General features: G+C 51.9%; 21 protein-coding genes. 4 read left to right on the forward strand and 17 right to left on the reverse strand.

Annotation, left to right across the window (positions count from 1 at the left end; genetic code table 11):
- Window positions 1–4: 4 nt before the first annotated feature.
- The 3 genes from U2W12_RS15030 to U2W12_RS15040 are packed head-to-tail and all read right to left on the reverse strand — an operon-like array spanning window position 5 to window position 2,515.
- Window positions 5–790: a class I SAM-dependent methyltransferase gene (locus U2W12_RS15030; protein ID WP_326501509.1), complete on the reverse strand. Its 786-nt coding sequence runs from the start codon at window positions 788–790 to the stop codon at window positions 5–7.
- Between the two features lie 49 nt (window positions 791–839).
- A complete protein-coding gene (gene sufU / locus U2W12_RS15035) occupies window positions 840–1,292 on the reverse strand; it encodes a Fe-S cluster assembly sulfur transfer protein SufU (protein WP_326501510.1) in 453 nt (150 codons plus the stop codon).
- Window positions 1,292–2,515, reverse strand: a complete 1,224-nt coding sequence (locus U2W12_RS15040; RefSeq protein ID WP_326501511.1) for a cysteine desulfurase — start codon at window positions 2,513–2,515, stop codon at window positions 1,292–1,294. The genes sufU and U2W12_RS15040 overlap by 1 nt, the downstream gene beginning before the upstream one ends.
- Before the next feature lie 90 nt (window positions 2,516–2,605).
- Between U2W12_RS15040 and U2W12_RS15045 the strand changes: the two genes are divergently transcribed.
- Window positions 2,606–3,166: a Uma2 family endonuclease gene (locus U2W12_RS15045; protein WP_326501512.1), complete on the forward strand. Its 561-nt coding sequence runs from the start codon at window positions 2,606–2,608 to the stop codon at window positions 3,164–3,166.
- Window positions 3,167–3,211: 45 nt separating this feature from the next.
- Here U2W12_RS15045 and sufD read toward each other — a convergent pair whose 3' ends face one another.
- The 8 genes from sufD to U2W12_RS15085 form a co-directional block, all read right to left on the reverse strand.
- A complete protein-coding gene (gene sufD / locus U2W12_RS15050; RefSeq protein ID WP_326501513.1) occupies window positions 3,212–4,534 on the reverse strand; it encodes a Fe-S cluster assembly protein SufD in 1,323 nt (440 codons plus the stop codon).
- A complete protein-coding gene (gene sufC / locus U2W12_RS15055; RefSeq protein ID WP_326501514.1) occupies window positions 4,534–5,277 on the reverse strand; it encodes a Fe-S cluster assembly ATPase SufC in 744 nt (247 codons plus the stop codon). The genes sufD and sufC overlap by 1 nt, the downstream gene beginning before the upstream one ends.
- Before the next feature lie 250 nt (window positions 5,278–5,527).
- Window positions 5,528–6,142, reverse strand: coding sequence for a hypothetical protein (locus U2W12_RS15060; protein ID WP_326501515.1), 615 nt, complete (start codon window positions 6,140–6,142; stop codon window positions 5,528–5,530).
- Window positions 6,143–6,153: 11 nt separating this feature from the next.
- Window positions 6,154–6,420: a type II toxin-antitoxin system RelE/ParE family toxin gene (locus U2W12_RS15065; protein ID WP_326501516.1), complete on the reverse strand. Its 267-nt coding sequence runs from the start codon at window positions 6,418–6,420 to the stop codon at window positions 6,154–6,156.
- Complete coding sequence (locus tag U2W12_RS15070) at window positions 6,420–6,614, reverse strand: hypothetical protein (protein ID WP_326501517.1); 195 nt, start codon at window positions 6,612–6,614, stop codon at window positions 6,420–6,422. Before U2W12_RS15070 ends, U2W12_RS15065 begins: the two co-directional genes overlap by 1 nt.
- Before the next feature lie 108 nt (window positions 6,615–6,722).
- Entirely contained in the window at window positions 6,723–7,643 is a 921-nt protein-coding gene (locus tag U2W12_RS15075) for a bestrophin family ion channel (RefSeq protein WP_326501518.1), read from the reverse strand.
- 64 nt (window positions 7,644–7,707) lie between these two features.
- On the reverse strand, window positions 7,708–9,156 hold the full coding sequence (sufB, locus tag U2W12_RS15080; protein WP_326501519.1) for a Fe-S cluster assembly protein SufB: 1,449 nt from the start codon (window positions 9,154–9,156) through the stop codon (window positions 7,708–7,710).
- Between the two features lie 51 nt (window positions 9,157–9,207).
- Complete coding sequence (locus U2W12_RS15085) at window positions 9,208–9,672, reverse strand: SUF system Fe-S cluster assembly regulator (protein ID WP_326501520.1); 465 nt, start codon at window positions 9,670–9,672, stop codon at window positions 9,208–9,210.
- A gap of 180 nt (window positions 9,673–9,852) precedes the next feature.
- On the opposite strand from U2W12_RS15085, the gene U2W12_RS15090 reads away from it, so the two are divergent.
- Window positions 9,853–10,167, forward strand: coding sequence for a pyrimidine/purine nucleoside phosphorylase (locus U2W12_RS15090; protein ID WP_326501521.1), 315 nt, complete (start codon window positions 9,853–9,855; stop codon window positions 10,165–10,167).
- A gap of 12 nt (window positions 10,168–10,179) precedes the next feature.
- Window positions 10,180–10,623 carry a YcgN family cysteine cluster protein gene (locus tag U2W12_RS15095; protein WP_326501558.1) on the forward strand — a complete coding sequence of 148 codons (444 nt, stop codon included), beginning with the start codon at window positions 10,180–10,182 and terminating at the stop codon, window positions 10,621–10,623.
- 70 nt (window positions 10,624–10,693) lie between these two features.
- On the opposite strand, the gene arsB is transcribed toward U2W12_RS15095, so the two are convergent.
- The 4 genes from arsB to U2W12_RS15115 all read right to left on the reverse strand — a co-directional run bounded on the left by arsB (window position 10,694) and on the right by U2W12_RS15115 (window position 13,306).
- The gene (gene arsB / locus U2W12_RS15100; RefSeq protein ID WP_326501522.1) at window positions 10,694–11,797 is read right to left on the reverse strand and encodes an ACR3 family arsenite efflux transporter; all 1,104 of its coding nucleotides are present in this window, start codon (window positions 11,795–11,797) and stop codon (window positions 10,694–10,696) included.
- Between the two features lie 21 nt (window positions 11,798–11,818).
- Window positions 11,819–12,298 carry an arsenate reductase ArsC gene (locus tag U2W12_RS15105; protein WP_326501523.1) on the reverse strand — a complete coding sequence of 160 codons (480 nt, stop codon included), beginning with the start codon at window positions 12,296–12,298 and terminating at the stop codon, window positions 11,819–11,821.
- Window positions 12,299–12,350: 52 nt separating this feature from the next.
- A complete protein-coding gene (locus U2W12_RS15110) occupies window positions 12,351–12,806 on the reverse strand; it encodes an ArsI/CadI family heavy metal resistance metalloenzyme (protein WP_326501524.1) in 456 nt (151 codons plus the stop codon).
- A gap of 152 nt (window positions 12,807–12,958) precedes the next feature.
- Window positions 12,959–13,306: a metalloregulator ArsR/SmtB family transcription factor gene (locus tag U2W12_RS15115; protein WP_326501525.1), complete on the reverse strand. Its 348-nt coding sequence runs from the start codon at window positions 13,304–13,306 to the stop codon at window positions 12,959–12,961.
- Window positions 13,307–13,659: 353 nt separating this feature from the next.
- Between U2W12_RS15115 and U2W12_RS15120 the strand changes: the two genes are divergently transcribed.
- Complete coding sequence (locus U2W12_RS15120) at window positions 13,660–13,863, forward strand: hypothetical protein (RefSeq protein ID WP_326501526.1); 204 nt, start codon at window positions 13,660–13,662, stop codon at window positions 13,861–13,863.
- Window positions 13,864–14,040: 177 nt separating this feature from the next.
- Here the strand turns inward: U2W12_RS15120 and U2W12_RS15125 are convergent, their stop codons facing one another.
- Window positions 14,041–14,424, reverse strand: coding sequence for a DUF6632 domain-containing protein (locus tag U2W12_RS15125; RefSeq protein WP_326501527.1), 384 nt, complete (start codon window positions 14,422–14,424; stop codon window positions 14,041–14,043).
- Between the two features lie 131 nt (window positions 14,425–14,555).
- The gene (locus U2W12_RS15130) at window positions 14,556–14,834 is read right to left on the reverse strand and encodes a type II toxin-antitoxin system HicA family toxin (protein ID WP_326501528.1); all 279 of its coding nucleotides are present in this window, start codon (window positions 14,832–14,834) and stop codon (window positions 14,556–14,558) included.
- Window positions 14,835–14,944 lie beyond the last annotated feature (110 nt).

Below are 14,944 nucleotides of genomic sequence, written 5' to 3' on the forward strand. Positions count from 1 at the left end.
TTTCTTAGCTTTTCAAATAAACATCGTAACGCAACAACTTTCCCTGAAAACTTTCATTCGGCTTGCCGCCCAAGGGTTCCGCATAATCGGGACTTTTGACCACCACGCGTTTACCGGCGGCACTCAGCGCCACAGCAAATAATTGCTGCTTGTCCGCGTCATCGCCCAGGAGATCGCGCAGCACCATCATCGATTTTTTCGCAAGCGCCGATTTTTTGCGCTTGGGCGGAAACATCGGATCGATATAGACACAATCCGGCTGGTTTTCGAGATTCGCCAAGATCTCTATCGCATTGCCCTGAATCAACCTTGGCGGCACTAACGCCAAACTTTGCATCCAGTCCAGTTCGGTCAGTCGCTTAAAGCCGTCCGCGAGCAGTTCGGCCATCACCGGCGACCGCTCCAGACATGTCAGCTCGTATCCCATGCGAAAAATATGCAACGCATCCTGGCCCCAACCGGTCGTCGCATCGATCACTGTTTTTGTCCTGCGTCCCAATGCCTGCGCCAACGGCCCCTGCTTCGGCGCGGGCCAGGAGCGTTGCTCGCCGGCGCGCGGCTCTATTTCGACGGCCAGACCGCCGGCTTTCAGTAATTCACTGTCCAGAAGCTTGAGGCAGCCGTCGCGCCAGCTCAAAAAAAATGCTTCGCGCGGGCTGAAATCCACAGCACTGGCGTTTCTGATAGGCACTCCCAATCGTTCGGCCAACTGCTGAAAAAGCACTCTATCGCCCTGCCCCTCATAAAGCACGGCGAGTTTTCCGAAATAAGGAAAATCGGCCTCAATCATTCGCGCATCGTACCAAAATCATCAATGCGGAAGATAGATGAAAAGATCGTCACTCCGTCGAAACTGGCGTATGCTGATCCTTCAACGCCGCATCGAGCGTATGCCAGGCCAGGGTTGCGCACTTCACCCGCGCCGGATATTCCCTGACGCCGGCCAAAACAGCCAGCTTGCCGAGCGCCTCGAGTTGCAGGTACTCCTCCTTACCGGTGGTCATTTCGTGGAATTTTTTGAACAGATCCTCGGCTTCCTGTGCGGTCATGCCCTTGATGATCTCGGTCATCAGCGACACCGACGCGGTCGAGATCGCGCAGCCCGAACCCTGGAAACTGGCGTCCTTGATCACATTACCGTCCATTTTCAAATACAGGGTCAGACGGTCGCCGCACAGCGGATTGAAGCCGTCGACCTGACGGTCCGCGCCCTCGATGACCCGGAAATTGCGCGGGTTGCGGTTGTGATCAAAAATGACCTCCTGGTAGAGATCGCGTAACTCATCAAACATCAGCCAAATACCTTAATTAACGATTCAATACCCCGCATCAACACATCGATTTCTGCGCGGGTGTTATACATTGCGAACGAGGCGCGCGCGGTCGCCGGCACCCCGTAAAAATCCATCACCGGCATCGCACAGTGGTGCCCGGCCCGGATCGCGATCCCCAAACTGTCGAGCATCGTGCCGATGTCGTGCGGATGAATATGATCGAGCACGAACGACAAGATCGCGCCTTTCCGTTCCGCCTCGCCGATGATCCGGAGCCCCTTGATTTTCCCGGCCTGCTCGGTTGCATAATCGAGCAATTCGCCCTCATAGGCCGCAATAGCATCCATGCCAATCGCGTTCAAATAATCGATTGCCGCGCCGAGTCCGACCACGTCCGCGATGCTCGGCGTGCCGGCTTCGAACTTGTAGGGCAGGCTATTATATTCCGATTTTTCGAAAGTCACCCTGCGGATCATGTCGCCACCGCCCTGATACGGCGGCATCGCCTCCAAAAGCGCCTGTTTTCCGTACAGCACGCCGACGCCGGATGGCCCGTACAGTTTGTGGCCGGAAAATGCGTAAAAATCGCAGTCGAGCGCGCGCACGTCGACTTTCATGTGCGGAATCGCCTGGGCGCCGTCAAGCAGCACAGGAATGTTCCGGGCATGGGCGGCGGCGATGATCCGCTCGACCGGATTGATGGTACCCAGAGCATTGGACATGTGCGCGACCGCCACCAGCCGGGTCCTGTCGCTCAATAACGCTGCAAATTCGTCATAGATCAATTCTCCTTTCAGGTTGATCGGCGCAACTTTCAATACCGCGCCGCTTTGCTCGTACAAGAGCTGCCAGGGCACGATATTCGAATGATGCTCCATTGCGGTGATCAGGATTTCGTCGCCGGCCTTGATATTGGCCCGACCATAACTTTGCGCAACCAGGTTGATCGCCTCGGTCGCGCCCCGGACGAAAATGATTTCCTTCTCGCTGGTCGCGTTGATGAAGTCCTTGACCTTGGTTCTTGCGCTCTCGAACTTGTCGGTCGCACGCACGCTCAAAGTATGGACGCCGCGGTGGATGTTCGCATAATCGTGCCGGTACAAGTCGCTGATCGCATCGATCACCGCATTCGGCTTCTGGCAGCTGGCGGCATTGTCCAGATAGACCAGGTCTTTACCGCGGATTTTTTCGGACAGGATCGGAAAATCGGCTCTGATTTTTTCTATGGGGAAAGTTGTCATCGTCGTGTTTGGCCTACTATCGGCGTGTTGCTTTATCATGATTGACATATTATATTTAACCTTTGCTGTAAATCCGGTTCAATGGTACCCATGTCCACAGTGAATCCAACCAAACATCTGACCAATCTCGATGAATGGCGCAGGCTCGGCGAAGCGAACATTTTTCCGCCTGACAGCCGCCTCGAACTGATCGATGGAGAAATTCTCGAAATGGCGCCGATTGGCTTTAATCATGCGGGTCACTTGAAACGCATCAATAATTTCCTGACGCTTCTTGTTGCCGGGAAAGCCATCGTTAGCGTCCAAGATCCCCTCCAACTTGGCGACCTGTCCGAACCGAAGCCGGATTTCATGCTGTTGAAGCCGAATCCGGATTTTTACTCTTCCCGGCATCCGAATGCCGGCGATGTATTACTGCTGATCGAAGTCGCCGACAGTTCGCTGGCCTTCGATCAAAATCAAAAACAGCGTTTATACGCGTTGCATGACATTCCGGAATACTGGCTGCTGAATCTGAACGACAACTGCCTCGAAGTCTATCGCCATCCGCACGGCGAGTCATATGAACAGAAGACCACGCTGCGCGCCGGCGATACGATTAGCCTTTCGCAGCTGCCCGACATCACGATCAAACTTTCGGACATTCTGTAGGCCCCATCGTCGGGTTGCCGCTTAGCAGGCAACCCAACCGAAAAATTACAACCACGCTTTTTCCACGCCCTGTTGCGGAAACCGCTGCAACAACTCGCCCAACACCAGATCATGCAATTCCCTGATCTTGATCTTATCGACCATCTCGTTCGCAAACGCAAAGGTCAGCATGTTGCGCGCGGTTTCTTCATCGACACAGCGGGATTGCAGATAGAAAACCGACTTTTCGTCCAGTTGGCCGACCGTCACGCCATGCCCGCACTTCACGTCATCGGCATAAATCTCCAGTTGCGGCTTGGTGTCCGCCTCCGCATCGGTCGATAACAACAGATTGCGGTTGTTCATTTCCGAATCGGTTTTTTGCGCATCTTCCGCCACGATCACCCGCCCCTGGAACACGCCGCGCGCCCTGTCGTCCAGCACGCCTTTGTACAATTCGCGGCTGGTCGCGTAAGGCTTCTGGTGAACGATACGCGTATGGTTGTCGATATGCTGACGCTTGCTGCCGACATACAGTCCGTTCAGGATACATTCCGAGGCGTGGTCCAGATCGGCATGAATGTCGCTGCGTGCCAGCAGCCCTCCGAACGCAAAGTTGTGATGCGAAAAACGCGCATCGCGCGCCTCGGCCACATAGGTGCCGCCGAAGTGATAGGCTTTTTCCGACTCGACCTGCAATTTATACAGCGCCAGATCGGCATTCGCGCCGACAAACACTTCGGTCACCGCCGCCGACAGATAGGCAGAGTCCGCGCCGATGAACGTCTCGACAATCTCGGCCTGCGCCATCGTTTCGCTGATGATCAGATTGCGCGTGGTCGCCAACGCATCGGCCTCGGTCACGACATGCAACAATTGCAACGGCTTCGCGAGCAGGTGTTTGGCCGGAACGTGCACGAACACACCATCAGAAAACCAGGCCGTATTGAACGCGACAAAACCGTGCTCGCTGTCCTTAACCGCCTTGCCCAGATAATTTTCGATCAACTCGGGCTGCTTGACCAGCGCCTCCGCGAGGCCGAGCACCGAAACCGCCTCGGGCAGACCGTCCAACTGTGAAAGCTCGGCCGAAAAGCGGCCGTTCAGCAGCACCACAGACCAGGCATCGCGCAGACGATAAGCATCGAGCCATGCCTTGTCGATTGGGCCGGAAGCCGGCGCCAAGGCAGGCTTAAACAGTTTCTTCTCGATCGCGGAGACGTTCGTGTAACGCCATTCCTCCTCGCGCGGCGACGGAAAGCCGCCGGCCGAAAACTGTGCGAGCGCCTCGCGGCGCTGCTTAATCAGCCATGGCAAATCCCGGCCCGGCAATTGCGGCGCGATCGCATCATATTCCGCCGCATAACGGCTTTGAGTCACTGCACTCATCATGCCGCCTCGAGCCAGCCGTAGCCTTTTTCTTCCAGTTCCAGCGCCAGTTCGGGGCCGCCGGACTTCACGATCCGGCCGTGCGCCAATACATGCACCACGTCCGGCTTGATGTAGTCGAGCAGGCGCTGATAATGGGTCACCATCACGAACGCACGCTCCGGCGAGCGCAAGGAGTTCACGCCATCAGCGACGATCTTCAGCGCGTCGATGTCGAGGCCCGAATCGGTCTCATCGAGAATGCACAATTTCGGTTCCAAGATCGCCATCTGCAAAATCTCGTTGCGCTTCTTCTCGCCGCCGGAAAAGCCTTCGTTGACCGCGCGGTACAAAAACTTCTCGTCCATTTCCAGCAGCTTGACCTTGTTCTTGACCAGCGTCAGAAAGTCCATCGCATCGACTTCCGGCTGGCCGTGGTGCTTCCGAATCGCATTCAGCGCGGCCTTCAGCAGATAAATGTTGCTGACGCCAGGAATTTCGACCGGATATTGAAACGCCAGAAACACGCCCTCGCGCGCACGGATTTCCGGCGCCATCTCGATCAGATCCATGCCTTGATAGGTCACCGAACCTTCGGTCACGGTATAGCCGGCCTTGCCCGACAGCACGTGCGACAACGTGCTTTTGCCGGAACCGTTCGGCCCCATGATCGCGTGGATCTCGCCGGCCTTGATTTCCAGATTGATGCCTTTCAGAATCGGCTTGTCGCCCACGCTGACGTGGAGATTTTCTATGCTGAGCATGTCGTGTTTACCTGTGTTTTTTGATGGGTTTGATACCCAAATATTTACAAATTTTTATGAGTTATGCCTTCGGCGATTGTTTCCTGCAAATTGATTTTAAGGCTTGCTATTAACTCATCATGGCTTGCTTCCTGACAATTTACACCAAGAGTTTCTTCGATCCAACCAAGCCACTTCGTCGTCTTGTTTTATTATTGCAGTGTGTTTGTTGTCCACGATTTTCTAAAATTCTTGAGCGCAAGCAGGAATTTTATTTTTTCGAAAAAGCTTCTATTTGCGCAATTAGCTCATTGCTTTTACTAGAAAGGTCATTAATTTCATCTCTTATATAATCTTCTCTACCCTTTGTATATTTTCCATAATCCTCGTCCAACACACTTATCGCTGTTTCTCGAAAATTATCGATATTTATTACCCTAGGATTCCGCGACTTGCTTTCAAGTAACCGTAGCTTCTCTGCTTCAAGCAAGCTAATTCTTGTGAAATTCGAGTTAAGCAGGGCAGTCAATGCAGCTAATTTTATTTGATCCTTTTGCGCATCAGTAGATACTTTTAATAAACTTGTTGTGGTCTTTAACTCTCTTTTTTGCAATTCATAAGTTTTGGCAATCAAATAAAACGCGAATGCAGCAATAACAGGATTCAGTATTCCGCCAACATAATCACCAAATGTTCCCCAAGCCCCAGTATTGTTAGACAAGTTTTGAAAAACTTTCCACCATTCTTCGCCATTCAGCAGATGAGAATTGAAATTAACAAAATAAAAAACAATAATTATTAAAACGGCGCTAATAAGGATTAATAAAATCCATTTTGTGTCGATTTCATTCGATTCTGTCTTATTTGTACTATTCGAATTGATCATCAGCAATAAATCTATGGGAAAAATTTATAAATTTCTCTTCTGTGCATAACTGTTTTCACAGTAACCACTTCATTTTCAATCGCAAGGCCTACTCGGTAATTGCCGAATCTGACTTTATAAAAACCGTGATAACCTTGCATTTTTTCAACTTTTCCCAAACTGGAAATTGAAGAAACGGAAATCAACTCATTGAATACAAACACTTCAATTTTTACACGGGTTTCGCTTGGGACGCTTGCCAATTGCTTTAAGAACTTTTTGCTGTACCTGACTTCCATCAAGCCTTATCCAAAGAGGCATAGTATTTTTTTGCATCTTCGACGGTCATTGCCTCGCTTTCATCTTCGTTCATCAACTGAACTAAAGCGTAATTTTCCAAAACATTTTCAATTTTCTCGAAAGTAGCAATATCAAGCTGTACTGCGACTTTTTGATTATCTTCATTAACAATGTATTGCCTTTTCAATTCCATTATTTAACCTCAATCGAATCAACCTGCCCCCTTCCAAACTCAACCCCAGCAGATCGTAGGCTGGGTTGAGGCACGAAACCCAGCGTTTTCTAATAATTGCTGGGGTTATCAACCCTGCCTACCTTGCTCCGACTCCTGCAAGGCCAAACCATTGGTCAAGACTGTGGCGCATATGCCGGACAACGGCAAATGGCTCAGCCGCTTGTTCCCGAATGGATTCTGCAATTCGAATCCGATCCTATCGAGCGCCACCAAGGGGTAGGCCACCAATAGAAAAACCAGAATACTGTTGAAACCGGTTTTCTCAATCAGCGAAAAAGGCAGCAACAATAAAAAGAGCAGGATGAAACGGCGCGCCTTGATCGCAAGCACCAACGGCATCGGCGTTTTCAAGATTCTTTCGCAGCCGCCGATATGGTCGATCAGGTAAGTCCGTTGGCGCTCCAATTCCTTGAAAACCGTTTCATTGAGATCCTGGCGGCGATAAGCCTGGTCGAACAGCTTCGCCATCTTTGCGGCCACAAAGATCGGCATGTGTTGCGCGGACTGTAGTTCTTGAATTTCCTGAGCACTCAACAATGTTTCGAGGTCTGCGAAATTTTTACTCTGCCGCAACGATTCCTTGCAGGCGAAGGCATAAGCAATCGTCCATTTGACGGTTTCGCGCCGCCATGCCGGATTTTCCGGCCCATAATTCAGAGCTGCCAACATGATGTTTCGGCTGGCATTGACGATGCCGCCCCATAATCTGCGCCCCTCCCACCAGCGGTCGTGGCCGGCATTGACCCGAAAAACCAACAATAACCCCAACACGACGCCGGTATATTCGAACGGCGTGACGTTCAGATGCGGCAGAGGCGCCCAATACTGGTCGATCAGGACCAAAGCCAAGGGATACAAACAGGACAGCAACAAACCGGGGGCGACTCTGGAGGTGACCGACCCGCGCCACGTCAACGCACCGCGCAAGAACCCGAAGGCTTCTTCCTGATTGGCGAGTAAGGAGGAATTCGTATCTTTCATACTCATGGTGTCGAATTGTCGATCCTTTAAATCGATGGTCTTGTCACGGGTTGTCTTGACTCTGATCGAGTTAACCGACAGAACCTTCCAGACTCAAGCCCAACAACGCCTGTGCCTCGACCGCAAATTCCATCGGCAATTCCTTGAACACTTCCTTGCAGAAGCCATTTACGATCATAGACACCGCATCCTCGGCGGAAAGTCCGCGTTGCTGACAGAAGAACAACTGGTCTTCGCTGATCTTCGAGGTCGTCGCTTCATGCTCGACCTGCGCCGACGGCTGTTTGACCTCGATGTAAGGAAACGTATGCGCGCCGCAGCGGTCGCCGACCAGGAGCGAATCGCATTGCGTGTAATTGCGCGCATTCTCGGCGCTTTTCAACACCTTGACCAGACCGCGATAGGTATTCTGCGCCTTGCCGGCCGAGATGCCCTTCGACACGATCGTGCTGCGCGTGTTCTTGCCGATGTGAATCATTTTGGTACCGGTGTCGGCCTGCTGATAATTGTTGGTCAACGCGACCGAGTAAAACTCGCCGATCGAGTTGTCGCCGGTCAGTACGCAACTCGGGTATTTCCAAGTGATCGCCGAACCGGTTTCGACCTGCGTCCAGGATACCTTCGAGTTGTCGCCGCGGCACTCGGCCCGCTTCGTCACGAAGTTGTAAATGCCGCCCTTGCCTTCCTTGTCGCCCGGATACCAGTTCTGCACGGTCGAATATTTGATCGTCGCGTCTTTCAGCGCGATCAACTCGACCACCGCCGCATGCAGCTGGTTTTCATCGCGCATCGGCGCGGTGCAGCCTTCGAGGTAAGACACATGGCTGCCCTCGTCCGCGATGATCAAGGTTCGTTCGAACTGCCCGGTATTCGCAGCATTGATGCGAAAATAAGTCGACAACTCCATCGGGCAGCGCACGCCTTTCGGGATGTAGACGAACGAACCGTCGGTAAATACCGCCGAATTCAGCGCCGCGAAAAAATTGTCGCCAGGAGGCACGACCGAGCCGAGATATTGCTTGATCAATTCGGGATGTTCACGCAACGCTTCGGAAATCGGGCAAAAAATTACGCCGGCATCTTTCAATTTGCCTTTAAATGTCGTCGCGACCGAGACGCTGTCGAATACCGCATCGACCGCGATGCCGGCCAGACGCTCCTGCTCGTCGAGCGGAATGCCGAGTTTTTTGTACGCTTCCAACACGTCAGGGTCGATGTCGTCCAGGCTTTTCGGGCCATCTTCCTTGCGTTTCGGCGCCGAATAATAGCTGATCGCCTGGTAATCGATCGGCGGGAATTTGACGAAGGCCCACTCCGGCGTTTTCATCGTCCGCCAATGGCGATAAGCCTTCAGGCGGTATTCCAGCATGAATTCGGGTTCGTTCTTGACCTTGGACAACCGGTGAATCACGTCCTCGTCGAGACCCGGCGCGAAGGTTTCGGTTTCCAGGACAGTCACGAAGCCCTGCTTGTATTCCTGGCTGATCAGGTTCTGGATTTCTTGAGCGCTTGCTGACATAAAAACTCTCTACATTGAATAAGGAAAATGCCTAAGCCATTTTCCGCGAAACTAAGCAAATTTTTCCTTGGCGTATAAGCTCGCCACCGGAATCAAAATTTCTGCCGGCGCCATCGCCGGCTGGATCATGTCCGCCAGAGTCACCGACTCCAGCGCATTGTGTATCGCCTGATTGATCAAGCCCCAATTGCCGCGGATGCCGCAGCCCGAAGCCTGCTCACAGCCCTCGTGCGAAATGCTGCACTCGGTCAGCGCGATTGGACCTTCCAGTGCGCTGATGACTCTGGCGACGGTAATCTTGTCCGGCGGACTGGCCAGCGCATAACCGCCTTTCGCGCCGCGCGTCGAAATCAGCACATTCTCATGAACCAGCAGTTTAAGAATTTTACTGACCGTGGGCAAGGCAATTCCGGTCGCGGACGCGATTTCGATCGCCGCATGCACATCGTTAGCGTCTTTCGCCATGAAACTCAAAATCACCGTGGCATAATCGGTCAATTTACTTACCCGTAACATATCCACCCTCATTAATTAGGACTATTTTAGTCTTATTTAATTCCACAGTAAATAACTAGGTTTTGATTTTTTTGCTAATTTGCATAAGGACTGGCACGATCGATGCTATCAAACTGAACCAAAGCACCCACAATCTGCTATCATGTCGCCCCCTAAAACTTAACTCTTGGCAAGGTATCCATGTCCGAATTCAGCAATGTCACCGTCGTCAAAAAAGCCAATGTCTATTTCGGCGGCAACGTTTCCAGCCGCACGGTCCGTTTCGCGGACGGCTCGAGCAAAACACTCGGCTTCATGCTGCCGGGCGAATACACGTTCAATACGGCCGACCCGGAACTGATGGAAATCCTCGACGGCGATCTCGACGTATGGCTGCCGGGCGCGCCGCACTGGCAAACGATCAAAGGCGGCGAATCGTTCAATGTGCCGGGCAATGCGCAATTCACGGTCAAGATCAAGGCGCCGACCGATTATATCTGCTCGTTTTTGAAATAAGACCGGGCCATGATGCAGGCCGATGCGATGAACTTCTGGCAAAGCAAAAAGCTGGACGAAATGACCGACGAAGAGTGGGAGTCGTTATGCGACAACTGCGGCAAATGCTGTCTGAACAAGCTCGAGGACGAGAAGACCGGGGAGATACATTTCACCAGCGCGGCCTGCAACCTGATCGATCTGAAAACCTGCCGCTGCACGCGCTATGCGGATCGTACTCGCCTGGTGCCGCGCTGCCTGGACGTTCGGCAGCTCGCTGCCGACGCCTTCCACTGGCTGCCTTCGACCTGCGCCTACCGGCTACTGTCCGAGGGGGAAGACCTGCCTTCCTGGCATCCATTGGTCTCGGGACGCCGCGACGGTGCGCAGCGGGCGGGCGTTTCGATAGCCAGTTATGCGATCAGTGAAAAACAGGTCAGGCGGCTCGAAGATCACGTCATCAAATGGCTGGATTGAAAGGGCTGGGACGAAATACTCCTATCACCCCGCTCCCGCCCTTGTATGTTAAGGAAAGTCCCCGCGGAGCTTACCCGGCCGCGAAGAATTTCCGCCTGAAATAAAGCGCCACCTTGACCAATCCGATCAACACCGGCACTTCGACCAAGGGTCCGATGACCGCTGCAAACGCCTCTCCGGACTGGAGGCCGAAAACCGCCACCGCGACCGCGATCGCCAATTCAAAGTTGTTGCTGGCGGCGGTGAATGAGAGTGTCGCGCTGATGCGATAGCCGACGCCGGTCCTGGCCGACATGTAAAAAGTGACCAGAAACATGATCAGAAAATAGATCACCAGCGGCACAGCGATACGCAGGACATCCATCGGCAACTGCACGATGTATTCGCCTTTTAGCGAGAACATGACCAGGATCGTGAACAGCAGCGCAACTAATGTGATCGGGCTGATCTTGGGGATGAACTTTTCTTCATACCACTCCCGGCCTTTGCGCCGCGCCAGAAAAAACCGGGTCAGCATGCCACCGAAAAACGGAATGCCCAGATAGATCAGCACGCTTTCGGCGACCTGCCTCATCGTGATCGGCACCGCCAGACCGGAGGCAACGCCGAGCCAGTCCGGAAGGATCGTCACGAAAACATACGCATAAACCGAAAAAAACAGCATCTGGAAGATCGAATTGAAAGCGACCAGGCCGGCGCAGTATTCGGTGTCTCCTTCGGCCAGCTCGTTCCAGACCAGCACCATCGCAATGCAGCGCGCCAGACCGATGATGATCAGGCCAACCATGTATTCCGGATAGTCGCGCAGAAACACGATCGCCAAGGCAAACATCAGCACCGGACCGATGATCCAGTTCTGGACCAACGAAAGCACCAGCACCTGGGTGTTTTTGAAAACCTGGGGCAATTCCTCGTAGCGCACCTTCGCCAGCGGCGGATACATCATTAGGATCAGGCCGATCGCGATCGGAATTGACGTGGTCCCGACCTGGAAACGGTTCAACCATGCGGTGAAACCGGGTAAAAAATAACCGATCGCGACGCCCGCGATCATCGCGGCGAAAATCCACAAGGTCAGGAACCTGTCGATGAACCCCAGGCGCTTGGGCTGACTCGAGTCTTTTCGAAGATTTTGAGGACTTGCGGTATTTGCTAATAAGTCCGATTTTGACATGCTGATGCCCCCTAAATTTTGTCAGTCATCGATTTTGCCGATCGCATTCAATTCCGCCACCAACGCCTCGCCGTTCATCTCTTCCAGCGGCAATGCCAGCATTCGGTTGATGCGCCGCTCGATGGCCTTATAAGTGGTTTCAAACGCCGCCTTGACCTCATCGTCCGTGCCCTTGACGTGACCCGGATCGGACAAGCCCCAATGCGCCCTCGGAATCGGCCGCAAATAGGCCGGGCAGGTTTCGCCGGCGGCATTATCGCAGACGGTAATCGCGACATCGATCGGCTGATTTTCAAATGCCTCCCAGGACTTGCTGCTCATGCCTTCGGTGGAAATGCCGTGCCGCTGTAACAACGCGACCGCGCCCGCGTTCAGACGCCCCAAGGGCTGACTGCCGGCTGAAAAGGCAGTGATGCGCCCCTTTCCCAAATTATTGAACAAGGCTTCGCTGATGATGCTGCGGCAGGAATTGCCGGTGCAAATGACAAGTACGTTAAACATGGTGTAATCCGGTTTTGATGGAAGGTTTGCGTTTTTTCTTGAGTGATCCCGATCAGCCGCCGCAACAGGAAGACGCCTCGTTCTCGGCCGGACGGCAGGCAAACGGATTCTCGCCATCGGACGGCGCTTTTTGATCGTTGAAGGTCGGAATTTCGGACAGCGAATGAAAGGACTCCCAGGCAATGCCTTGCGGGTCGGTAAGCCAGTATTTGTCCGAACGCATATAGCAGCAGGCCGCCTGCTCCTGGGTTTCGATAGGTCCTTGCATGGCATCGAGACGCTGTTTGATTTCCTGCAGTTCGTCGCCGTCCTCCGCCTGAATGCCGAGATGATCGAGCCCAAGCTTGGCGCTGCGGTTCGAAATCGCAAAATTCACGCGGGGGTCATCCAGCATCCATTTTGCATAATCGTGATGACGAACCGTCGGCTCGCAACCGAACAACGTACTGTAAAAGCCGATGTTTTGAGCCAAATCGTCAACAGCCAGATGAATATGGAATCTTTTCATTTTTATACCTATAAAGTGATATACGAATAAGCAAATATATTTAAACGAGAATCGAACTCCGCCGTAGACCCTCCAGGCTTTTAAAACCTGTATCAATGCGGAATTTAATTTATCCCGTCCTCCAGGGCCGTTTTGGTCGCTAAGTTAAAACATTAACAACACGCCGAAAATTCCGGCCGACAGTCCATCTTGTTTAATCGCTCCAGATCCTTTTGAATCAATTCACTCTCGGACACAGCCTCAAGCGCATTCTCCAGCAACGGAAGCGCCCAGGCAGGCAGCTTCGGATTGATCTGATAATACACCCACTGCCCTTCCCGGCTATCCAGCAGCAAACCGTTTTGACGCAAATGCGCCAGATGACGGGATATTTTAGGTTGCGACAATGCCAAAGCCGCGGTCAATTCGCAGACACAAAGCTTGCCTTCCTTCTGCAAGATTGTCACGCAACGCAAACGCGTTTCATCCGACAAGCATTTAAAAAACTGTACCGGGGTCATAACCAATGAATAATAGATATGCGGATAATCATATATAAAAAGATGGCCTGGGACAACAATTTTTTCCTTGCACGCACACATCTTTTACTTGTCGTGCTGTCGCCTCCATGAAAGCATCGACCAAGAACCTCAATACCGGAGCTCGTAAGGACAGTTACTTACAAAACTTCCTCTCTATCAACTGCTCTTTTTAAGTTGGTGCTGACGGATTTAACATCGGCAAAGATGCTCCTGATTGAGTTGGATTACCCCAGGACCAACTTTAAATTTTCATACAAAAAGTTGAATTTAACTGCGACGGTCATTGTCGTATTAACGGGTTTAAAAAAATAAATACTATTAGGAGAAGATCCATGATTTCAGAAATAGACTTGCTGCAGGATGACATTCCGAGACTAGAGAAGATACTTGGGGCAGGTAACCCGTTTGTTGAGGTTTTGAAAGCGGATTTATTGACTTTGCAAAATAAACAGAAGCAACAGCCACCGAGGGGGCAGTCCCATAGCGGCTTTGTAAATTTTAAAAAGTCTCTAATCCAGAAAAGAAATGAAACTTAAAACGAGCGGATGTAACATTGGAATTGCTCATATGCCGTTAAGCAGGCCATCGATCCAATGAACAATAAACCGACCCTTCGGCTTTTTTAAAAAACGATAATGCATGGCTCGTTTGTTGCCTACAGTTCCTTAGCGCTGTAGGCAATTCGCGCGGGACCCTATTTTAGTAGCCGTCGGCTATGCTTCTTGTTTCTTGGGTACCAAAACCCACAGCGCAATGGCGATCAGAAATATCGCCGGTATATCACCGATAAGATTTGCGCGTTCGTTTTCGTCCATAAGAGCGTGAACCAGCATGATTCCGCCATGCACGACACTTGACCAAATGGTGAACCAGATCAGACTCAGATGCTCCATTGGATTTTTTGCGGCAAGGATCAAAAATACACCCAAAGTTGCATATATCCCCATAATCATCTGCTCATATTCCGGCTGGCGAGGCTCCCACCCCCAGCCCGATGGCCAGATCCAATTCACCAAGGGATAAAAACCCACGATAAAAATGGCACCGATAACCCTAAGCGCCATACTGAGGTATTTGAGTTTTTGATTTTGTGTCATGTTTGCCTCCTCATGATGATTCAGCTCGACTTATGGCTGGTAACATAAAGGTAAGGGGACACGTCCCTTTGCCGCCTTGTTAGGGCGGAAATTACACCTAAAGCCGCGCCGCCGCAAGTGAAAATTGACGGTTATAGGTTTTTTTCAGCTTCGTAAAATGCGGGGGCGATGCCTGCATGGGCAAGGTGTTCCCGCAATTGTTTGATGTCTTGCTTCGTGCATTCACTACCCTGGTGGGGATGATGCAAAATAAACTCAACCTGATTGAGTACTACACGAAAACGGGCACCATGCGTAGGCTCTATTTTGGCGCCCAAGTGATGAAGCAAAGATTCAACTTCTCGCCAGTGAATATTTGCATTGATTGGGTCCTGAAATATTGCCTTAAGAAGGCTTAGATGGCGGCTCATAACTGTAGCCTTATTATATATAATCCTATGTGATTATATTTGCCCTAAAAAGTTTCAGATTTCATTGGACTGCCCTTATACACAAGTCCGTCTTCCTGCAGGGATTGCCG

Source organism: Methylomicrobium sp. Wu6 (assembly GCF_035916875.1).
Classification (GTDB): domain Bacteria; phylum Pseudomonadota; class Gammaproteobacteria; order Methylococcales; family Methylomonadaceae; genus Methylomicrobium.